Source organism: Turicibacter bilis (assembly GCF_024499055.1).
Lineage (GTDB): Bacteria > Bacillota_I > Bacilli_A > MOL361 > Turicibacteraceae > Turicibacter > Turicibacter bilis.
Map to the genome: position 1 here is coordinate 659,411 of NZ_CP071249.1, position 21,608 is coordinate 681,018.

Sequence of the window (21,608 nt, forward strand, 5' to 3'; positions counted from 1 at the left end):
TCACATGAAAGCTCCTGGTTGATTCTATACTACTCTTTTTATCGGCCTTTCACCGTCACCGACTCGCTAGAAAAAAGTTGATAATATAGCATGGTCCACTCTTCGCTAATATTTACTATATTTGTTTATTATTTTAAAGAATTCAGTTAAAAAAATCAATAGATTTTTTAACTTTTTCCAAAACAATTTCGAATATCATCAACTTTTGTATTTAGGAAATCGATTAATTCATCTTTAATTTGTAGTTGTTGTTGCTCAAACAGTGCTGTTTCCTCCATGATCTTCTCTACATCACAAATGGCTTGCTCAATCATGACCTTAGAAATTTTTTCTGTTTCTTGAATGATTTTAATCGCATCGCGTTTGGCATGTGATTTCAATAATTCAATCTGTTCCAGTTCGGATTTCAAATGGGATTCAGAGTTTTCTTGCATAGTTTGCACTTCTTTTTTTAATGATTTATTTTGCTTTTCTAATGCTTCTATTTGTTCAATCAATAAACAAAAGACACGATAAAGTTCATCATCTGAAAACTTTCCCCACGATTTTTTCATCTGAGTCTTTAATATCTCTGCTGGCGTCATGTCTTCCCCCCCTAACTACACTGTTTTCCCAATAATAACTACAATTCTTCCACTCTTAGTAATTGATTTTTGTGCCAATAGTTTATATCGTCCATATCGTTTAATCGAGATAACATCACCAATTTTACACTGATACGAGTGATTTTGTTCTAATTTAAAATTAAGCTGGATATTTCCTTGCTTCATGTATTCAAACACTTCGGAACGTGAAGCCTTCATCAAGCTAGCCACCACAACATCAAGTCTCATCGAACTGATAATATATTCATTTTCTTCATATTGTTCTAGCTTTTCTAACCCTTTGATATCGACCTTCAGGAGTGAGATAGGATGTCGTCCCACCTTAGTGAAATACCGCATAATAAACGATGCAAACTCTTCACAAATAGCAACATAAATCTTCCCTGTCTCTAACACTAAAATATCACCGACCAACGCTCGGTCAATATTAAGTGCCGTTAGCGAGCCAAGAACTTGTCGATGTTCAATTGTCACTAGACGATGATGATACTGCACCTCATAACCAACCACTGTCTGATCAAACAACTCACCTGATAAATAAGCTGGGATAATAATGGCTCGTTTTCGTTCAGCATTTTTAAAGCCTCCCTCAAATCGAACCACTACATCCTCAAACTCATTCACCAATACTTGAACAACTTGTTGTTCACGTGGTGTTAAAAATTTTGTCTTTTTTATCTTATGACTATAATAAACTTGATGAATCCAGTCATTAACCTTCGTGACAAATTCATATTCGTGTTTATTAAAATGCTCGAGTCTCATAATAAGATATTAATTAATCCTTGCATAGCAAGATCTAACACGATAAATGCGATAATTGGTGAAAAGTCAATCATTCCAAGTGGAGGAATAATTTTTCTGAAAATTGACAAGTACGGCTCAACAAATCCACCAATGACACGCCCTAATTGTGTAGAACGACTTTCTGGAATCCAGCTCATTAAAATGTAAATAATCATTAAGAATTCATAAATTCTCAAAATAGCTGTAAATAATAATATGATTTGTGCCATATGTATTACTCCTCTATTTCTGGTTGTGTTTCGTTCATTGTCACTTGTCCTTCTGTTTCAACATTTTTTGGTGTACATAAGAATAAGTTTGTTCCAACGCGTTTAATATCTCCATCAATAGCATAGATTGTTCCACTTAAGAAGTCGACCACGCGTTTCGCTTGTGATTTTTCTAAGCGTTGTAAATTAATGAAAACCGGATAGTTTTCTTTTAAACAATCTGCAATATCTTGTGCATCTGAGTATTCATTTGGTTCACGAATAATAACTTTATTTAAATTGCTATCAAATTTTAGTTTATTTGTTTCTGTATTCATTGGCATCACAGTACTCTTTCCTTTATTTATCGTTTGATTTGCTGGATTTGATACAACTGTTAAATCTGGTTTAGGGGCTGGCGTTGGTTTTACCACTTCAGGCTCTTCGAACTCTTCTTCGAAGTCATCCATCTCATATTCCTCTTCATCTATTCCCATCATTGTTTTAAGCTTATCTTTAAAACTCATCTTCTTCTCCTCCTATAACTAATTCTCTTTATGTGCTGGATATACTAGTCTTGAAATAGAATGGACCCTAATCGTATATGGGTTGCTCCCTCTTCAATGGCAATCGTATAGTCATTACTCATTCCCATTGATAAATTTGAACACTCTACTCCTTCTAGATTTAACTGTGAAATACTGACCTGTAATTGCTTTAGCGATTTGAAGCAGTCGCGAACGATGGTCTCATCTTCCGTATTTGGAGCCATTGTCATAAGCCCAATCACTTTAATGATTGGATACTCTTTTAAAGCTTGTAAGAACGGAATCACTTCCTCAGAACGAAGACCATGTTTGCTCTTTTCTCCACTTACATTAACTTGAATAAAGCAAGGTAATGGCTGTTGTCGGTATTTCTGTATTTCTTTTGCAAGTGATAAACGATCGAGTGAATGAAGGCAAGCAATCTCATTAATCACGTCCTTCACTTTACGTGACTGTAAGGTCCCTATAAAGTGCCACTCAATAGGTAAAGATAATTGGCATTTCTTCTCTAACAAAGAATCCACACGATTCTCACCCATCATCGTAATTCCACTTTCAAAAAGTGCAATCATTTGCTCTGGATCAGCATATTTTGTTGCAGCAACAATGTTTACAGCTTGTGGATCAGTAGTAAATGATTGGATATTTTGTCGAACTGCATCGACGTTTTTTTGAATATTCATATTACACACCTATCAACTAATAATATTACTGCATGATACTATAAATTATACCATATTTCATATTGAATGGAAAATTTTTTTACGATGTATCTCGTAAATATGACAGCTTAATATTCATTTAATCGCTGAGCCACATTCACAATAATTACATCTTCCCCAATTTTCAAAATTTGATTCCATGGGACGACAACCGCTGATTCATCTTTCGAAAAAAAACTAACAAATCTCATAGAAGGTTGTACTGTAATTGCAATAATTTGTCCTGAGTTTGTATCAATTCTTAAACTTGAAACAAATCCGATGCGCTCACCAGTCACCACATTAATTACATCTTTTTCTTCAATATCACTCAATGTCATAATTGAATCTTTCATCTTCTCCCCCGCCTTCTTATCTTTGTAATTTATTTTATGTACTTCTTTCAATAAATATGTAATATTCAAATTTACATTCAATTTTTATAGAAAAAGAATCAGCGCCAACAAACGCTGATTCTTTCATAATTAACTTTTCATCATTTCTTCCATAATTTGTAGAGCATTCTTTTCTAAACGTGACACTTGGGCTTGCGAAATTCCAATTTCAGCTGCAATCTCCACCTGCGTTTTTCCCATGAAATAGCGATCATGGATAATACGTTTTTCACGTTTACCAAGACGTTTAAACCCTTCTTCAAGCATCAATTTGACACTCCATTTTTCATCCGTAATACTGTCGTCTCTGATTTGATCAATCAAATGAATAGTATCTCCACCATCATTGTAAATAGGAGAGAAAATTGAAACAGGATCAGAAATCGCCTCAACAGATAAGACAACATCTATCGGCTCAACACCTATTGCCGCGGCAATCTCTTCATTCGTCGGATCACGCTGTAATTCAATAGATAGCTGGTCCTTCATCTGAAGCACTTTATAAGCGGTGTCTCTTAAGGAGCGAGAAACACGTAATGAGTTATTATCTCGTAAGTAGCGTCGAATTTCACCAATGATCATCGGAACAGCATACGTCGAAAACTTCACCTCATGTGATAAATCAAAATGATCAATAGCTTTCATTAAACCTAAACACCCAACTTGGAAAAGATCATCTAGATTTTCTCCTCGGTGATTAAATTTTTTTATTATACTTAGAACTAATCTTAAATTTCCTTTAATTAATGTCTCCCGGGCACTCATATCACCACTTTGAAATTTTTTGAATAATTCAACCATTTCTGCATTTGTTAATACCTCTAATTTTGACGTGTCTACACCGACAATATCAACTTTATGTTTAGACATGATGGCCCCTCCTGTTGCATTACATTGTTTCTACAAAGAAGTATGAGCAACATCATGTCATATCATTCATGATTTACCAGTTTATTATTATCTTTTTTTCGACACTTTACTTTGTTTTTAAAACTTCTTTACGAATTTTATCGATGATTTTCTTCTCTAGTCGTGAAATATACGATTGTGAAATATCTAGTTTTTGTGCAACCTCTTTTTGCGTTAACGGATCCTCACCACAAAGTCCAAAACGCATATACATAATCTCTCGCTCACGACGTTTCAGACGGTTAATCGCATCGAACACAAGTTGTCGTTCAACGTCCTCTTCAATATCTTTATAAACCTCATTCTCCTCTGTTCCTAAGATATCTGAAAGCAATAATTCATTTCCATCCCAGTCTACATTTAATGGTTCATCTAATGAAACTTCGTGTCGAATTCTGTTAGTCTTTCTAAGGTGCATTAAAATTTCATTTTCGATACATCGTGAAGCATACGTGGCTAATTTAATATTTTTATCCATCTTAAACGTTTGCACACCTTTAATGAGTCCAAGCGTTCCAATACTAATTAAATCTTCCAAATTAACACCAGAACTTTCAAATTTCTTTGCAATATAAACCACTAACCTTAAGTTGTGCTCAATGAGTGTTTGTCTTGCTCGTTCATCTCCAGCCTGAAAATTTGTTAAAATTCTGAATTCCTCATCTTTTGATAATGGTTCTGGTAACGTTTCATTTCCACGAATATAATTAACATATTTCTTCTTACGTTTAAAAACCCTTTCAAACCAATTGATAAAAAACATCATTAAAGACTGCATTCCACTTCCCCCTTAACTCCCTATCCTTTTATATACTTCTAACCATACTTGGCTGTAATAAAAAATCATACTCATAAAACTGATTTTCTACTACCCCTATCAGCACGTTTCGAACAACTTGGTCATTAATTAATAATAATGTTGGTTTAAAAACTAGTAAGTATTGTTGGTCATCATTAATCACAGAATAACTGGTAGACCAAGATGATATACGATGCTTCATTAAAAAATCTTCCATCGATTCTTTACAAAACATTTCTTTTGGAACCATCATGATAGGCAGCGCTGTTTTTTCATCTATTAGGTGATTTCCAGTATCCACAAAACCACTCCCCTTAATTTCAATCGGTCCGCAAAAAATACGCACATCATAAATAAATTGATTGATTAATTGTTGATCGTTCAACCAGCGAACCTTTAATACATAGATTAAAGTAACGATAAATGCTAGAACAAGTAAAATTAAAATGTATGGAATGATTGTTAAATCAAATTTAATGAAATGACTAATAGTATAAATCGCTCCACTTAAAATAAGACTTAAACAATAGAAATACAATACTTTGGTCATAAAACACTTGATGTTTTGTTTTGAAAATACAATGGCTAGCATCACAAATGGAACTAACCCTACTAAAGTCGTAAAATCCATCATAAATAACAATGTACTGAGAACTAGACTACTGATTAATCCTAAGCTTAAGCGAGAGAGTCTCATTTTTTCATCAGTTAGGATAGCAACACCATTTAAAATAAGGTAATCATATATCAAATTTTGAATGATGAATAAATCGATGTACATAAACCCCCTCCTTCTTCTAACGATGATTACCTCTACATTTTATCCGACTGAGAGTGTAAAATCTGTCAATTCTTTGTTGCTTATTCATTTTATTTAAGACGGATATTATCTTTTTTCGTAAAAACTTTTATTGTTCAAGGTATAAAAAGTATATCTAATATATAAAATACATATATATTGATATCTTTTAATCTCGCCTTGAGTAAACTATTCCACTTACTGAGCCACACTTTCTCTTATTACAATTAACTCATCTTTATTAACAAATAAAAAAAGAGAGCTAAGCTCTCTCTTATTTATAACGGTTCATTAACCAGTTCGGAATCATTTCTACACTATCTCCACCAAATGGTTGACGTTTTGGTTGAGATGGTTTTGGTTGTTCAGCCGATGGTTGTGTTTCCTGCTCTGATTGAGGTGTTGATGTTTTCTTGTTACGATTATCACCAATTAACATTTCAACTGGCTTTGCTGTTGCATTTGTTTCGTCAAATCCAGTTGCGATGACTGTAACGATTAAATCTTCACCTAAATCAGGGTTAATTGTTGCCCCATAAATAATATTAATCTCAGTTGTTGATGCATCACGAATTGTACGTAACGCTTCATCAACTTCAAATAGGGCAATATCCATCCCACCAGAAATATTGATAATTGCATCCGTTGCTCCATCAATATCATTTTCAAGTAATGGACTTGCAATAGCTTTTTTAGCAGCTTCAGTTGCACGGTTTTCTCCCGTTCCAAGACCAATTCCCATGATTGCTGAACCTTTGTTATGCATAACCGTTTTAACGTCAGCAAAGTCAAGATTGATTAAACCTGGTACTGCGATAATTTCTGAAATTCCTTGAACCCCTTGACGCAATACGTTATCCGCTTCACGGAATGCTTCTAACATTGGTGTTGTACGATCAACGATTTGTAATAATCGATCATTAGGAACTGAAATTAATGTATCAACATTAGCCTTTAGTTCCGCGATTCCACGTAATGCGAAATCAGTACGACGTTTTCCTTCAAATGTGAATGGACGCGTGATAATCCCAACCGTTAACGCTCCACTTTCTTTTGCAGCTTTAGCAATAACAGGGGCAGCACCTGTACCAGTTCCACCACCCATACCACAAGTGATGAAGACCATGTCAGCTCCTTTTACTAATTCTTTAAGCTCGCTTAAATTTTCTTCGGCAGCATGTTGACCTACTTCAGGATTTCCACCTGCACCTAAACCACGAGTTAAATCACGTCCAATTTGGAATTTGCGATCAGCAATAGCAAGATTTAATGCCTGTGCATCTGTATTAACAACCACAAATTCTACACCTTGTACATCATTTTCAATCATTCGGTTGACAGCATTACTACCTCCACCACCAACACCAATTACAATAATTCTTGGGGCATACGTAAACTCATTTCCAAATCCGAAACCTTCCATCCCTGAAACCTCCTCTTACTTTTACTTCTATTCTACTTTTTCATCAAATATCATATCGAAAATACGGACTAATACACCACTGTTTTCTAACTTATGATCCATAAATGTTCTGTCATGCCCTTTTGTTTTAGGTGTCACCTCTGTTGATATAGATTCAACCATACTCAAAGGTGAATCTGGTATGACATTCGCATATTGGTCAAAGTCAATTATATTACTTTTTTGTCCAGTCAACAACGACATTTCATGAATAAATGTTGCCATCCCAATTAATTTTACATATTTAGCACTTCTAGCTCCAAGCATTGAAGGAGTAAAGACAGTTACCTCTTGAGCAAAGATTGCTTTTGCTAACAAATTAAACCCTTCAATCTCACTTGCACCACCTGTAAATATATATTGCATCTGGTCATGTTTATAACAATTTTCAATTAAATATTGTTTAACTACCTTCAAAATTGCTTCATAACGAGATGTAATAATATCTGTTAACATCTGACGTGTAACACAGACAAACTGACCATCTAAATCATCAGCATAAATAATCTCGGGAGCAGTTGATTCATGATAAATTCGACCAAAGTTTAACTTTAACATTTCTGCTGTCTGTTCATCTACTTTAAATGCATCACTTATGTGTTGTGTCACATCTTGGCCACCCGTTGATAAAGAGACAGAAGAGACAACTTTACCTGAGTGAACCACTGTAATTGTTGTCATATCCTTCCCGATATTGACATGGCAAGCTCCTTTTTTCAACTGTTCTGACGTAAGAGCGTACATCGTTTCTGCAACACTTCCCAAAACAATATCTGCAATTCTAAATCCTGCTAATTCAGCGATGTTAATTAAGTTGTAAACTAACGAGGCAGAGGCAGTGACTTTTTGTGCATGTAAGATCAATTGTTTTCCAATAATACCAAGAGGGTTTTGAATCGCATTTTTATCATCTACAACAAAAGCTCGCGGCACAATATTAATGGCTACTTGATCATGATATGTTGGCTGATTAATAATATCACGGAACAACTGTTTGATATTAGCATGACTAATTGGTTGATTAGGGTCAAGCTCCAACGAATTAGCCACATTATCAATGCGACATTCTACGCTAGGAACAGCTAATAAAACATTTTGAATGTCTTGCTTTAAATCTGCTTCAACATTAGCTTTTAATAGCTTTAATTTTTCAACGATTTGATTCACATTGACGACATTTCCATTTTCAATTCCAGTTGCTACAACGGATTGCTGCGATAATACATAGAGGCGCTCTTGCCTAATATTACACACCATCATTCTAGCTTCTGCACAACCTATTTCTAAGCAAGCATAAATATTATTTTTCACCTCAAACCACTCCACTAACATATGGGTCTATTACCACAATATCATAATTTATTTTACTATATTTTTATAACAAAGAAAAGACTATTTACAAAATATCATCGGGATAATCACACATTATACACATTATTTATCCACAGTCTACTCTTCAGTTAATAAGCCATTATTTTCATCCCTTAATAGAACCTTTCCAGAGCTTGAATACGGCTCAAAATAGTCTCCTACATCTAAGTGATAGGTTCCTTTTACGCCTTCATACAAACTTGAGACTTTGTCGACCATTGTCTGATAATACTTAAGCTTATTGACCATACTATAACTATTTACATTAATGGTATTCCCATCCTTTAGAAAGAGAGAAAAACGATTAATATCTCCATACATTGGTTCATAGTGAATTTCCTTAATTAAATTAATTAGAATAGGATCAAGTTTTGTCATTGATTGAATAAATAAACTTAAAATTGACTCCTTCAACGTTTCTTTAGTCAAACCGTAAATAACTGTACCTTGACAAGTTACATTTATCGCTTGATCATTAGCAATTAACCTTCCATCACTTAAAACATAGCGAAAACCACCATCAAGCTCAACACATCCGATAATATCTTTTTCTTTCACTTCAATGTTCAACTGATTTAGCCCTGTTTTCTTCACGGTTACATTCGTAATCAGTGGATGTTTTAAAATATCAGTCGCAATTTTTTCCGTGTCTAACTCAAGAAAATAATCTTGATACGTTAGACCCGTCAGATGAATTAACTCTGAACGTGAAACATAGTGTAATCCTTCAAAATAAATCACCGATAGTTTACTCAATGATGATGTAAAATAAAAGATACTCCCAACAATAAGTATAATAAAGAGACTAAAAAAGAAGCTTTTAACCTTCTTCTTTAGTCTTTTTTTAGGTTTATTCTTTGATTTTTGACGATATTGCTCTATTGAAACAACTTTTTTTACTGCCATTCTCCCCTCACCTACCAGTTAAACATTTCAACCTCTGGGTGTAATTCAATTCCATGCTTTTCTAAAACAACCGATTGAACATGTTGAATTAGTTCATAAATATCTTGTGCTGTTGCATCTCCAACATTAACAATAAAATTACAATGCTTCTTTGAAACTTCAGCCCCCCCAATACGAACACCACGTAAGCCTGAGTCTTCAATTAATTTCCATGAATAATGAGGTAGCGGATTACGGAATGTACTACCAGCTGAAGGCATATTCGTAGGTTGCGATTCAATACGACGAACTTTTCGAACTTTCATTAACTCAGCAATCTCTTCATAATTTCCCGGTTCAAGTTCTAACACAGCCTCAACAACTGTCCAATTCTTTTTATCTTGGAGAATAGAGGTACGATAAGCAAATTCTAATTCTTCATTAGATAACCAAATTAACTGTCCTTCTCCATCAATTACTAGCGCTTTTATTAAAATATCTTTAATCTCTTTATTATAAGCACCTGCATTCATGTAAATAGCGCCACCCACTGAACCCGGAACACCTGAAATAAATTCTAATCCTGATAAATTATTTTTTGCTACACGATTAGCAAGTAAGATGGTTGATACACCTGCTCCAACAGTCACTGTATTCTCATTGATTTCAATGTGATCTAATCCTTTATCACACTTCACAATGATTCCTTCGAATAACTGATCCGATGGAAGTAAATTCGAACCTCTTCCAATTACTTTATATTTTAGATCGAGTTCACGAATTAATGTTAATGTTTGAACAAGAGATTCTTTTGAATTTGGCGTTACAAAAATACGAGCAGGCCCTCCCACACGAAACGTCGTATGCTTTGCAAGTGGCTCATTTTCTAATAAAAGTCCTAAATTGTTTTTTGTATACTCTTCTATAAAACTTTTAAACATTAAAAACACCTACTTTTTTTCAATAATTTCATTCATCAATGTTATCAGACGTTGTGCTGCATCTGGAATTCCAAGTTGCTTTGAGGTGTTTTGCATATTTAGACGTAATTGATCATCTCTCATAATCCTATCTATTTCGTTATATAAGCGATCCCCGGTTAACTCTTTCTCAAGTAACAAGACGCCTCCACCATGATCTGTTAAGCTTCGTGCATTATACTCTTGATGATTCGCAGTAACATATGGAGATGGAATTAAAATACATGGAACGCCTAAAGCTGTGACTTCCGCTAAGAAAGTTGCACCTGAACGTCCGACAAATAAATCCATATTAACTAAGTATTGAGGCATGTTATTAATGAATGGTAAAATATGTACATTTTGTAATTCTTCTACATTCTCAATACGATTTTTAATGGCTTCATAATGTTTGTTCCCCGTTACAAAAACAACTTCATAATCTGCTTTTTCATACTCTTTAATCATTGAAATAAAAGCATCGTTAATTGGCTCTGCACCACGACTACCCCCACTAATCATGACTGTCTTTTTATGAGGATTTAATCCTAAAGCACTTTTGCCAACCTTTAATGTCGATACAACTTCAGTAGCTCTTGGATTTCCTGTTAAAACGACTTTATTCTGAGGGAAATACGAACGTGCTTCCTCAAAACAAATGGCTACCTTATCAACATAGCGTGCTAAGAATTTATTCGTCACACCAGGCAAACTATTTTGTTCATGAATAATCGTTGGAATTTTTAATTTAGCGGCACTGTACACAACAGGCCCACAGACATAGCCACCGGTACCGACGACAACATCTGGTTTAAACTCTTTAATATATTTTTTTGAAACCGAAACTGATTTAAAAAACTTCATAATCGTCTTAAAATTCTCTAATGATAATGAGCGTTTAAATCCTGCTATTTCAATATGTTTAAATGGTAACCCTTCATGAGTTACAATTTCATTTTCTAATCCTTTTTCAGTTCCTATGTATAAAACTTCTAACTGGTCATCTACTTGTTGCAATGTTCGAACGACTGCAAGTGCTGGGTAAATATGACCACCTGTCCCACCACCAGTGACAAGGACGCGCATATTCTCACTCCTTATTAGACTGAATCGTCTTTTTTATCATTTTATATTTTAACACACTTTAAACAAAATCCGTTAGCTTAATTTAAAATTCATCTAAATAATGTCTGATTTTATATTTTTTTCTTATTTTTTTATATAATATATTGTTATTTATGGAAATAGATACATTTATTTTTATGTTTTTTTGATTTTATTTCAAATCAATCCATCTTCTATCATATACATTACTATATATTTTAAACCAAAGGGGAATTCCAATGAAAAATAAATTACCTTCAATTGATTTACTAACCCTACTACTCGCTTTAAGTATTAGTACCATCGGTTTAATTTTTGTTCTCTCCTCTTCATATATTTGGGCAGAGTATAAATTTGACGATGCCTTCTACTTTTTCAAACGGCAATTATTATTTGCCGCCATTGGAGTTGTAGGTATGATTGCCATTTCACGAATTGATTATCAAATTTACAAAAAGTATGCCACACCCTTTTTCTTTACTAGTTTAGTTCTATTAATACTTGTTCTCGTTCCAGGAATAGGACTTGTCCGTGGAGGTGCACGAAGTTGGATTGGAATTGGAGCCTTTTCTTTACAACCATCAGAGTTCATGAAACTTGGATTAATTATCTTCTTAGCAAAATATATGAGTAACTATGTTGAAGAAGCAAAGACATTTAAAAAAGGCGTTGTCCCGCTTCTTTTCTTTATTCTACTTGTGTTTGGAATTATTATGTTACAACCCGATTTTGGAAGTGGGATGGTCATTGTTGCTACAGGATTTGTTATGCTATTTATCTGTGGTGTGCCAATCCGTTACTTCATGTATTTTATTTTAACTGGTGTTGCTGGAATTGTCGCTCTTATTATCTCTGCACCTTATCGTCTTGAACGAATTACAGCTTATCTTGATCCATGGAGTGATCCAAGAGGATCAGGATTTCAAATTATTCAATCACTTTATGCTATCGCTCCAGGGGGACTATTCGGAATAGGACTTGGAAATAGTGTTCAAAAACACTTCTTTTTACCTGAACCACAAACCGATTTCATCTTTGCAGTTGTTTCAGAAGAATTAGGATTTATAGGGTCAGTTGGTATTCTTATTCTATTTATTTTATTTTTTGCAAGATGTGCCTATATTATCCTTAAAACAGATGACCTTTTTGCAAAATATATCGTCGTTGGAATTATGTCCATGCTAATGATTCAAGTCATGATAAATATTGGAGTTGTCATTGGACTTCTTCCTGTTACCGGAATCACGTTACCGCTAATGAGTTATGGAGGTTCATCTCTAACAATTACTTTATTATCAATTGGAATCATCTTGAATATTAGTCGCTACATGAAGTAATTCATTGGCTCTACTCCTTTAAATACGTATAGTTCTAGCCACTAATAGTGTATTCAACACTCTGTAAAATGTCCTTACTTAGTAAAAAGCTTTCTAAAAAACTCCTATCAATCCCAATTGATAGGAGTTTAATTTTATTATCAAATAACGTCCAATCCCTCCCTATATACAGAAATATTTTCTACATTTACTCTAGCAATCTAAATAGTTAATATTTCTACCATTCAAAACATCCTATTGTCCAAATACAGGTTTTTAGGATATCAAAAAACTTATCTAGGGTTATATATAAGGCGACAAGATTTTAGCCTAATTTGAACATGAATTTTAACATAGAGACCATTTTGATATAAGTTATGCGCATTTTTTTGTTACAGATCGCATGAGTAAAAACTACAAATGATATTTCGCTATAGATATAAATCAACATTTTAAATCCTCATTAGTATACATTTTAATAAACATAATCATAAAAAAGAAGAGCTTAGTTTAAGCTCTTCTTTTTTAGCCAGACACTTTATTTATTCTTTAATTGTTCAACTAACTCAATAAAGTGATCCCCACGTGTTTCAAAATTAGGATATTGATCCCAACTTGCACAAGCGGGTGAAAGTAAAACATGATCACCTGCCGTGGCAAGTTTAGCTGATTCCTTTACTGCTTCGTCTAATGTCTCTACTACGATACATGGCATCTGGTGCTCATCAGCTAATGCTTTGAATCGATGTTTCGTCTCTCCAAATGTCACAATAGCTTTGATCTTAGAGAAATAAGGGAGCAATCCACTTAAGTCATGCTGACGATCTAATCCACCCGCTAATAGAATGATAGAATCATCAAACGCCTTCAACGCTGTTTGAGTTGCGATTACATTGGTTGCTTTAGAGTTATTATAGTATTTAACACCATTCACTTCATCAACATATTGAAGTCGATGTTTCACTCCTACGAATCGCTTTAACACACGCTTAATGGCTTCTGTGTCACAACCATATAATTTACTGACAGCAACAGCACCTAAGACATCTTGAAGATTATGGTCACCTTTTAACAAAATAGATTCAATATCAATAATCTTTTCATCCTTAAAGTAGACATCTCCTTCAGATAAATAAGCACCATCGACCACACTTGTTAAAGAAAATGGAACACAAGTGGCTTTTGTACGTGATAATCCATTGACAATAACCTCATCTTCTGCATTATAAACACAAAACTGATCAGCCGTTTGATTTGCAATTAAATTCAACTTTGCTTGGCGATACTCATCAATATCTGTATGATAATCTAAATGCGCTTCTGTAATATTCAATAGCAGTGAAATTTGCGGCGTAAATGAATCAATCCCCATTAATTGAAAAGATGATAATTCAGTTACTAATACTTGTTCTTTAGACGCTTGCTGTGCAACTAAAGACGCTACTTCTCCGATATTACCAGCAATTAATGGTTTTAATTGATCTTCTTCTAACATTTCATAAATTAACGTCGTTGTCGTTGTCTTCCCATTTGTCGCTGTAATTCCGATAAATGGTGCCTCACTAACATCATAAGCCAACTGCACTTCAGTTAAAATTGGAATCTTACGCTTGATGGCTTCCATTAATAACGGAACTTTACGATATGGAATTCCTGGATTTTTCACAATTAAATCAAATCCTTGATCTAACAGTTCTAATGGATGCCCGCCTGTCACGACTTCGAATCCTTCTGCCATCATTTCAACCGCATCTGGATTGTCTTCTAATGAATTACGATCATTAATTACTACATTCGCTTTTAATTCACGTAAAAGTCGCGCAGCTGCTTTTCCACTCTTAGCCAATCCAATGACTAATACTTTTTTATTTTCGTATTTAATCGTCTTTTTCATAAGAATCTTCCCTTTAATAAAAGTTTATTCTATCTTCTTAAATGGCAATGAATAAGCCAATTACTCCACAAATTAATGCGATAGCCCATAAGAAGGTCACGACTTTCCACTCACTCCATCCACATAATTCAAAGTGGTGATGGATTGGGGCCATTTTAAAAATACGTTTTTGTGTACGTTTATAATAAGCAACTTGGATGATGACAGATAAAGTTTCAATCACGTAAACTAATCCAACGATGACTAATAGTAACTCTTGTTTTAAGAGAATTGAAACAGCTGCAATGGCTGCCCCTAACGCAAGTGATCCCGTATCACCCATAAATACCTTAGCAGGATTTAAGTTGAAAACTAAGAATCCAAATAATGCGCCTACAACTGCAAAACAGAATAAAGCAATTCCAACTTGTTGTTGAGCGATGGCAATCATTCCAAATGTACCAAAAGTAATGACACTCACTCCACCACATAATCCATCTAATCCATCTGTTAAATTAACTGCATTTGAGAATCCAACCATCCAAAATAAAATGAATAATCCATAAACCCAATATAAATTAATATTAAATAAATTAAAGAAAGATAACTCTGTTGAATAACCGCTCTTTAAAAATAGATAGAAAAAGACTGCTGCTAATACAAGTTGAGCTAATAATTTTTGCTTTGGTTTAAGTCCTTCGTTATTTTTTCGAACAACGATAATAAAATCATCAACAAAACCAATCGCACCAAATCCGACAAGAGTTAAAAGTAGCATCATTAACTCATTACTCATTGTCGCATACTTCGTAAAGAAAACTGTTACTAATAAAATAACAACAATCGAGGTGATGAAAATAATACCTCCCATAGTTGGTGTTCCCGATTTTTTTCGATGAGATTGCGGACCTTCTTCACGAATCGCTTGACCAAATTTTAAACGATGTAAAAAAGGTATGAAGAATGGTCCGATAATCGTTGCGATAAAAAATGAGAAAATTAATACAAATAAAGTTGATTTTAACATTTTATATACCCCTTTTTCTAATCACTTCTTCAACGACTATTTTATCATTAAAAGGAACAATTTTACCATTAATATTTTGGGTTTTTTCATGTCCCTTCCCTAAAACAACAACTAAATCATTCGGCTTTGCTTTTTTTATCGCAGCTTCAATAGCCTTTGCTCGATCCACAATCACTGTATAATTGACACTACTTGTTCCAGATAATAAGTCATAAATAATACTCAGTGGATCTTCATTTCGTGGATTATCACTCGTAAAGAACACATGATCAGATAAACGTGTTGCATGTTTTCCCATAATCTTTCGTTTCGCTTTATCACGATTCCCACCTGCCCCTAAAACCGTAATGATCTGTCCTGTCGCAATAACATTTAAGCAGGTCAAAACTTGGAAAATAGCATCCGGATTATGTGCATAATCAATTACGACTGTCACGCCATCTTGGGTTTTTAAATATTCAAATCGTCCTTCTATTGAAGAGACATTTTCAATAAATGAAACGATTTTTAATGGATCATATCCTAAAGAATAAAAATAGGCAAGCACGGATAAAGCATTGTAAACATTATATTTACCGAATAAAGGAATAGACATTCGCTTCACAAATTCCCCTTTCACATAAAGCGAAAACTCGGTACGCTCTAACGTATAAACAATATCTTTGGCAAACAAATCTGCGTGAGGCTTGCAGCCATAGGTTAGAATACGTCCATTTGTTGCCCCAATAAAATAATCGGCATGTTCATCATCACAGTTTATAATGGCTACTTTATCTTCTTGATAATCACTCAATTGAATAAATGGTCTCATTTTGGTAAAAAGATAATCTTCAAATGTCTTATGATAATCTAAATGCTCTGGGGTGATATTAGTGAAAATTAAACGATCGAATTGAATTTGATCCACTCTATTTTCTTTAATCCCATGGGATGAAACTTCCATAACAAGATAGGGTAAATTATGTTTCACCCCTTCTTTTAATAAATCATTCAAATCTAAACTCATCGGTGTCGTATGTGTCGCTTTTTTCTTTTGTCCAACCCAAGAACCATTCGTTCCAATTAAACCACTATCCACCCCTAAACATTCAAACACATGTTGAATCAGGTAGGTAATTGTCGTCTTTCCGTTCGTTCCAATCACACCAACTAAATTAATATCTTTTGATGGGGTTTGATAATACTCATTTGATACGACAGCCAAAGCTTTTTTAGTATTGAACACTTGAAAGTAGGGAATATCAAATGTTAAATCTTCTTCTCCAACAATGGCAATTGCGCCGTTTTGAATAGCTTTTTCAATATATTCATGTCCATCTTGATCCTGACCTTTAATCGCAAAAAAGACGCCCCCAGGTTCGATTTCACGAGAATCGTAAGCTAAGTTAGAAATAACTTGGTTTTCCCCTATAAATCTAATTCCTAACAAATCACTCATTTCTACTAAATTCATACTATCTCTCCAATCTTTATATTAATTGCCTAAATATAATCTAACTGTTCCACCTTCAATGGTACGTGAAAAGGCTGCTGGCTGTTGAGAAATAACTTTTGTCCCTTCACCGTGATATTCAATATTATACAGATAAGAAGATTCAATCTCTTTCGGCTCCTTCCCAACAAAATCTGGAACCGTTACATATTTTGTATCTGTCCATAGATATTTTTTCTCAATTTGTTCTTCACGAGGTTCAACTCCGATATACGGTAGTGCCTCTGCTAAGATTGAACGGGCAATTGGGGCGGCAACAACTCCACCATACTGAACCGTGTTTTTCGGGTTATCAATTGCTACATAAACAACTAACTGAGGATCATCCATGGGTGCAATTCCAACGAACGAAAGAATATACTCTCCGCTAATATATGCTCCATCTTTTGCTTTTTGGGCTGTCCCTGTTTTACCTCCTACACGGTACCCATCAATATACGCACCCTTCCCACTTCCTTGTGCACCAACCATTTCTAAGGCATAACGCATCGTTTCCGATGTTTCCTCAGAGATGACACGACGTTTGATGCTTGGCTCGCGTTCGTATAATACTTCATTCGTATAGGGATGCAACATTCGCTTCACAATATAAGGTTGCATTAAATTTCCACCATTTACAGCGGCACTCACTGCTGTTACTAATTGAATCGGTGTAACTGAGTTTCCTTGTCCGAATGATGAAGTCGCTAGCTCAACATTTCCAATGTTGTCTGGATTAAAGATAATTCCTTGAGATTCTCCTAACATATCGACACCCGTTTTTTCATTAAATCCATAAGCTCGAATGTACTCAAATAATTTCTCTTTCCCTAAACGTTGCCCAAGTTCAATAAATCCCGGGTTACATGAGTTCATAATGACTTCTAACATCGATTGATCACCGTGTCCACCAGCTTTCCAGTCACGAATACGTACTCCATCAACAATGGCATAACCAGGATCGAAAAAGCGATCTTCAAGCTTCATGACTCCTTCTTCTAACGCAGCAGAAAAAGTTACAATTTTGAAGGTTGAACCTGGCTCATACGTTGACCAAATTGGTAAATTTCGGTTAAAAATTTCTTGATCATAATCTTGATAGTTTTCAGGGTCATAGGTTGGCCGCGAGGCCATTGCTAAAATTTCACCTGTATTTGGGTCCATAATTATACCTATCATTTGATCAGGATCATATTTAGCAACTGCATTATCAAACTCTCGCTCCAAGATTTCTTGTAAATGTAAGTCAATCGTCAGCTCAATATCCAATCCTCGCGAAGCGGGAGCATAATCATCTGAAAATTGTGGTAAAGAGTTCCCCTTGGCATCAGAAAAATATTTCCATACCCCGTTTTCTCCCATTAAGTAATCATTATACACATACTCAAGACCAGTAATTCCTTGGTTATCGATTCCTGTAAATCCAATTGTTTGAGCTAATAAATTTCCATATGGATAGCTTCGTTTCACATCATTCACCAGATATACCCCATCCAAATTAGCCTCTTGAATAGCTTGAACTTGCTCAAGTGAAAGTTTACGTCCTTCAGGCTGTATTCTTTCAATGGAAACACCATGTGTGACATGCCTTTTCGCTTCTTCTACGCTTACTTCTAACACTTCAGCTAAGACTTCAGACGTTCTATCAACATCTGTGACTTGCTTTGGGATGACAATCACAGATGGTGCCACCTCATTTTCAACAATTGCATCATGATTTCGATCATAAATAATACCACGTTGTCCTTCAATCGGTAAATTTCGTGACCATAACGATTCGGCTCGGTCAACCAATGTCCCTGAATTAAAAATTTGCAAATACGCAAGTCGAATAAACAGTGCTATAAAATAAATTAAAATGATTGAGAGCAATACGACTAATCGTCGTTGTATAACTCCTGACTGTTTCATCTCTTATCCCCCTTATTGAATTGAATTAAGATTCGTTTATTACCTCTTCTACATCCATAGTAAATATATGAGTGCACGCTTGAGTAAATACATAATCCTTCACTTCAAATCCCTTTTATTCAAATTTATTACACTTATTTACTCTTTATGAAAACTATTTTTACTTCATGTGATGAATCTAGACTCATCTACTGCTCTCTATGTAAACAAAAAAAAGACCTAATTGCTCCGATATAGCAATTAGGTCTTTTTTTATTTATTGAGAACCTTCATCTTTGGATTCAGTTGTTAAATCTTCAGGTTGTATCTGAACTTCTTGCAAGTTAAGTTTTTCATTAATTTGAGTTAAATCTTTCGTTAACGTCAGCGTTATTCCAATTGGATTTGTCAACAACTGTCCTTGTTGAATAGATTGTTCCAACACATATCCTTCTCCCATGTACTCGACCTGTAATCCTGTTAACATCGCAAACTGAACCACTTCATCTTTCGTCCACCCAGTAAAATTAGGTAAGGCATATGTTTTTGAGGTTTGAATAAACACCTTGCTTCCAACACTAACAGAAGACATTGCTTTTGGAGATTGAGCAAATATTTGCGTTCCATCCCCAATAATAATTGGTGTTAATCCTGCCTCTTCAATTTTTAGAACGGCTTCCTCGATTGATTCATTAATAATCTGTGGAACTTCTGTATTTTGATAAACATCAGCAATATCCACGACTGGTGTTTTTTCAGCTCCTAAATAGACTAACGAATTTTGCATAACAAAGCGATAAATTTGTCCTAATTGATCATGTCCACCTGTTTCAGGTCGTTTCATTGCAACATACATCACCAATTCCGGATCTTCAGCTGGAGCAAATCCGATATAACTATACAGATACTCATTGGCTAAGTAACCATTGGCTCCATCTGCAATCTGAGCTGTTCCAGTCTTCCCACCACTTGTAAAACCATTTAAACTATACGCAAGTCGCCCAGAACCGGTTTTATTTGAAGTAACACCAACCATTAACTGCTTTACCTGTTCAGCCGTTTGAGCGGTAATTGGTGTTTCTCCCAGTTCTGCTTTAAATTCATAAATCATTTCCTCAGTATTTGAATCATAGACTTGTGAAATCAATTGAGGTTTAATAATTTGCCCACCATTTAAAATAGCTGAAATAGCTTGAATATGCTGAATGGGAGTCGTTAAAATCCCTTGTCCAAATCCAGCCGTCATTTTTTGTGTTAAATCCCAATCTGTTGGCAATGTTCCAGCACTTTCTGATGGAAGTGGTAATCCTACCTGACTTCCAAATCCAAACGCTTCTAAATATTCAATATATTTATCCGGACTAATCCAATTCGTTAACATATCAATAATCGCAGTATTTGAGGAACGATAAAATCCTTCATCATAAGTGATTGTTCCCCAAGTTGTATTATAGTCTCGAATCGTTGATCCATTAACTAAGCGAGATCCTGACTCATAAAACTGACTCCCTGAATACTTTCCTTCATTAATCGCTGCTGCATAAGTATAAATTTTCATCGTCGATCCCGGTTCAAATGGTTCAGAGACAACTGGATTATTATAATTCTCAATATCTCTAATGTTAGGATCAAAACTCGAACGACTTCCCATCGCCAAAATTTCACCCGTTTTTGGATTAGCCACAACAGCTACTAAACTTTCAGGATTAGCTTGTTCCCAAACTTTATTCATCGCTTCCTCTAAAAAAGTCTGAATCGTTGAATCAAGTGTCAAATAAAAATCATAACCATGTTTTACTGGTTGAATCACATATTCTTTTTTATTGGGCTGTAAATAACCTTTTTTATCTTTAATATATTGGATAACTCCATCTTTTCCAGCTAAATATTCATCTAAATAAAGTTCTAATCCCATTTCACCCTTTAAGACATTTGTTTCTTCATTTAGCTTCGTATAACCTAGCGTATGCGAAGCGAAAATACCATTTGGATAAAATCGCTTAGTATTTTGTCGGAATCCAATTCCACTTAATCCTAATTGATCAATTTTTTCTTTTTCTAAATAGGTTAACTGTCGCCCTGCTGTCCCAAACTCTACTTGATAAGCATCTTTCGATAAAATTTCAACAATTTCTTCTTTTGACAAATCAATAACTGTACTTAATTTCTCTGCTGTCTCATCAATATCCTCAACCACGTCACCATACTCTTCGTATAAATTGGCGTATAAGGTATATGAAGTTAATTGTTCTGCTAAAGCATTTCCATCACGATCATATAAAGTGCCACGTCTTCCTGTTACAACTTCCTCGACTAAATATTTTTCAAGAGCAAATTCATATAAATCCGTCCCTCTTGTTTGTCCCGTTACCGCAATTTTAACAAAACAACCAGCTACATATAAAAATAGCACTCCAAAAAAAGCTGTCGTTATGAACAGTGTCCATCTCCCCAAGTTATTTAATTGTTGTTTCTTTCGTTTCACCTACATCAACCTCA

20 protein-coding genes are annotated in these 21,608 nt (G+C 34.7%); 1 reads left to right on the top strand and 19 read right to left on the bottom strand.

The window, feature by feature from the left end:
- Positions 1–167 precede the first annotated feature (167 nt).
- The 14 genes from J0J69_RS03095 to murG all read right to left on the bottom strand — a co-directional run bounded on the left by J0J69_RS03095 (position 168) and on the right by murG (position 11,514).
- Entirely contained in the window at positions 168–584 is a 417-nt protein-coding gene (locus tag J0J69_RS03095) for a DivIVA domain-containing protein (RefSeq protein ID WP_055243175.1), read from the bottom strand.
- Positions 585–599: 15 nt separating this feature from the next.
- Positions 600–1,370 carry a YlmH family RNA-binding protein gene (locus J0J69_RS03100; RefSeq protein WP_212725921.1) on the bottom strand — a complete coding sequence of 257 codons (771 nt, stop codon included), beginning with the start codon at positions 1,368–1,370 and terminating at the stop codon, positions 600–602.
- The gene (locus tag J0J69_RS03105) at positions 1,367–1,621 is read right to left on the bottom strand and encodes a YggT family protein (protein WP_055243177.1); all 255 of its coding nucleotides are present in this window, start codon (positions 1,619–1,621) and stop codon (positions 1,367–1,369) included. The genes J0J69_RS03100 and J0J69_RS03105 overlap by 4 nt, the downstream gene beginning before the upstream one ends.
- A 5-nt stretch (positions 1,622–1,626) precedes the next feature.
- Positions 1,627–2,127, bottom strand: coding sequence for a cell division protein SepF (locus J0J69_RS03110; protein ID WP_055243178.1), 501 nt, complete (start codon positions 2,125–2,127; stop codon positions 1,627–1,629).
- A 44-nt stretch (positions 2,128–2,171) separates the two neighbouring features.
- Positions 2,172–2,831 carry a YggS family pyridoxal phosphate-dependent enzyme gene (locus J0J69_RS03115; RefSeq protein WP_055243179.1) on the bottom strand — a complete coding sequence of 220 codons (660 nt, stop codon included), beginning with the start codon at positions 2,829–2,831 and terminating at the stop codon, positions 2,172–2,174.
- A gap of 107 nt (positions 2,832–2,938) precedes the next feature.
- Entirely contained in the window at positions 2,939–3,205 is a 267-nt protein-coding gene (locus J0J69_RS03120; RefSeq protein WP_055243180.1) for a YlmC/YmxH family sporulation protein, read from the bottom strand.
- 129 nt (positions 3,206–3,334) lie between these two features.
- Entirely contained in the window at positions 3,335–4,114 is a 780-nt protein-coding gene (sigG, locus tag J0J69_RS03125; protein ID WP_212725922.1) for an RNA polymerase sporulation sigma factor SigG, read from the bottom strand.
- 106 nt (positions 4,115–4,220) lie between these two features.
- The gene (sigE, locus tag J0J69_RS03130) at positions 4,221–4,931 is read right to left on the bottom strand and encodes an RNA polymerase sporulation sigma factor SigE (RefSeq protein WP_055243182.1); all 711 of its coding nucleotides are present in this window, start codon (positions 4,929–4,931) and stop codon (positions 4,221–4,223) included.
- Between the two features lie 28 nt (positions 4,932–4,959).
- Positions 4,960–5,733, bottom strand: a complete 774-nt coding sequence (locus J0J69_RS03135; protein WP_212725923.1) for a sigma-E processing peptidase SpoIIGA — start codon at positions 5,731–5,733, stop codon at positions 4,960–4,962.
- A gap of 292 nt (positions 5,734–6,025) precedes the next feature.
- Complete coding sequence (ftsZ, locus tag J0J69_RS03140; protein WP_055275014.1) at positions 6,026–7,174, bottom strand: cell division protein FtsZ; 1,149 nt, start codon at positions 7,172–7,174, stop codon at positions 6,026–6,028.
- 27 nt (positions 7,175–7,201) lie between these two features.
- Complete coding sequence (locus J0J69_RS03145; RefSeq protein ID WP_256637925.1) at positions 7,202–8,524, bottom strand: cell division protein FtsA; 1,323 nt, start codon at positions 8,522–8,524, stop codon at positions 7,202–7,204.
- 138 nt (positions 8,525–8,662) lie between these two features.
- Entirely contained in the window at positions 8,663–9,490 is an 828-nt protein-coding gene (locus J0J69_RS03150; protein ID WP_055304647.1) for a cell division protein FtsQ/DivIB, read from the bottom strand.
- Positions 9,491–9,501: 11 nt separating this feature from the next.
- Positions 9,502–10,410 (bottom strand): UDP-N-acetylmuramate dehydrogenase, encoded by a 909-nt coding sequence (gene murB, locus J0J69_RS03155; protein ID WP_055243187.1) that lies wholly within the window; start codon positions 10,408–10,410, stop codon positions 9,502–9,504.
- Between the two features lie 9 nt (positions 10,411–10,419).
- Positions 10,420–11,514, bottom strand: a complete 1,095-nt coding sequence (murG, locus tag J0J69_RS03160; protein WP_055243188.1) for an undecaprenyldiphospho-muramoylpentapeptide beta-N-acetylglucosaminyltransferase — start codon at positions 11,512–11,514, stop codon at positions 10,420–10,422.
- Positions 11,515–11,771: 257 nt separating this feature from the next.
- Between murG and spoVE the strand changes: the two genes are divergently transcribed.
- On the top strand, positions 11,772–12,869 hold the full coding sequence (spoVE, locus tag J0J69_RS03165) for a stage V sporulation protein E (RefSeq protein WP_055243189.1): 1,098 nt from the start codon (positions 11,772–11,774) through the stop codon (positions 12,867–12,869).
- Between the two features lie 517 nt (positions 12,870–13,386).
- Here spoVE and murD read toward each other — a convergent pair.
- The 5 genes from murD to J0J69_RS03190 form a co-directional block, all read right to left on the bottom strand.
- Positions 13,387–14,742 carry a UDP-N-acetylmuramoyl-L-alanine--D-glutamate ligase gene (gene murD / locus J0J69_RS03170; protein ID WP_212725925.1) on the bottom strand — a complete coding sequence of 452 codons (1,356 nt, stop codon included), beginning with the start codon at positions 14,740–14,742 and terminating at the stop codon, positions 13,387–13,389.
- Positions 14,743–14,779: 37 nt separating this feature from the next.
- Positions 14,780–15,748, bottom strand: coding sequence for a phospho-N-acetylmuramoyl-pentapeptide-transferase (gene mraY / locus J0J69_RS03175; protein ID WP_212725926.1), 969 nt, complete (start codon positions 15,746–15,748; stop codon positions 14,780–14,782).
- Between the two features lies 1 nt (position 15,749).
- Positions 15,750–17,201, bottom strand: coding sequence for a UDP-N-acetylmuramoyl-L-alanyl-D-glutamate--2,6-diaminopimelate ligase (locus J0J69_RS03180; RefSeq protein WP_055243192.1), 1,452 nt, complete (start codon positions 17,199–17,201; stop codon positions 15,750–15,752).
- 21 nt (positions 17,202–17,222) lie between these two features.
- A complete protein-coding gene (locus J0J69_RS03185) occupies positions 17,223–19,130 on the bottom strand; it encodes a stage V sporulation protein D (protein WP_055275001.1) in 1,908 nt (635 codons plus the stop codon).
- Positions 19,131–19,386: 256 nt separating this feature from the next.
- Complete coding sequence (locus tag J0J69_RS03190) at positions 19,387–21,594, bottom strand: penicillin-binding protein (RefSeq protein WP_212725225.1); 2,208 nt, start codon at positions 21,592–21,594, stop codon at positions 19,387–19,389.
- Positions 21,595–21,608: the final 14 nt, after the last annotated feature.

What these genes read in the sequence shown, in the direction of transcription:
- J0J69_RS03095 (WP_055243175.1), bottom strand. Translation starts at nt 584, where the DNA reads ATGACGCCAGCAGAGATATTAAAGACTCAGATGAAAAAATCGTGGGGA.
- J0J69_RS03100 (WP_212725921.1), bottom strand. Translation starts at nt 1,370, where the DNA reads ATGAGACTCGAGCATTTTAATAAACACGAATATGAATTTGTCACGAAG.
- J0J69_RS03105 (WP_055243177.1), bottom strand. Translation starts at nt 1,621, where the DNA reads ATGGCACAAATCATATTATTATTTACAGCTATTTTGAGAATTTATGAA.
- J0J69_RS03110 (WP_055243178.1), bottom strand. Translation starts at nt 2,127, where the DNA reads ATGAGTTTTAAAGATAAGCTTAAAACAATGATGGGAATAGATGAAGAG.
- J0J69_RS03115 (WP_055243179.1), bottom strand. Translation starts at nt 2,831, where the DNA reads ATGAATATTCAAAAAAACGTCGATGCAGTTCGACAAAATATCCAATCA.
- J0J69_RS03120 (WP_055243180.1), bottom strand. Translation starts at nt 3,205, where the DNA reads ATGAAAGATTCAATTATGACATTGAGTGATATTGAAGAAAAAGATGTA.
- sigG (WP_212725922.1), bottom strand. Translation starts at nt 4,114, where the DNA reads ATGTCTAAACATAAAGTTGATATTGTCGGTGTAGACACGTCAAAATTA.
- sigE (WP_055243182.1), bottom strand. Translation starts at nt 4,931, where the DNA reads ATGCAGTCTTTAATGATGTTTTTTATCAATTGGTTTGAAAGGGTTTTT.
- J0J69_RS03135 (WP_212725923.1), bottom strand. Translation starts at nt 5,733, where the DNA reads ATGTACATCGATTTATTCATCATTCAAAATTTGATATATGATTACCTT.
- ftsZ (WP_055275014.1), bottom strand. Translation starts at nt 7,174, where the DNA reads ATGGAAGGTTTCGGATTTGGAAATGAGTTTACGTATGCCCCAAGAATT.
- J0J69_RS03150 (WP_055304647.1), bottom strand. Translation starts at nt 9,490, where the DNA reads ATGGCAGTAAAAAAAGTTGTTTCAATAGAGCAATATCGTCAAAAATCA.
- murB (WP_055243187.1), bottom strand. Translation starts at nt 10,410, where the DNA reads ATGTTTAAAAGTTTTATAGAAGAGTATACAAAAAACAATTTAGGACTT.
- murG (WP_055243188.1), bottom strand. Translation starts at nt 11,514, where the DNA reads ATGCGCGTCCTTGTCACTGGTGGTGGGACAGGTGGTCATATTTACCCA.
- spoVE (WP_055243189.1), top strand. Translation starts at nt 11,772, where the DNA reads ATGAAAAATAAATTACCTTCAATTGATTTACTAACCCTACTACTCGCT.
- murD (WP_212725925.1), bottom strand. Translation starts at nt 14,742, where the DNA reads ATGAAAAAGACGATTAAATACGAAAATAAAAAAGTATTAGTCATTGGA.
- mraY (WP_212725926.1), bottom strand. Translation starts at nt 15,748, where the DNA reads ATGTTAAAATCAACTTTATTTGTATTAATTTTCTCATTTTTTATCGCA.
- J0J69_RS03180 (WP_055243192.1), bottom strand. Translation starts at nt 17,201, where the DNA reads ATGAATTTAGTAGAAATGAGTGATTTGTTAGGAATTAGATTTATAGGG.
- J0J69_RS03185 (WP_055275001.1), bottom strand. Translation starts at nt 19,130, where the DNA reads ATGAAACAGTCAGGAGTTATACAACGACGATTAGTCGTATTGCTCTCA.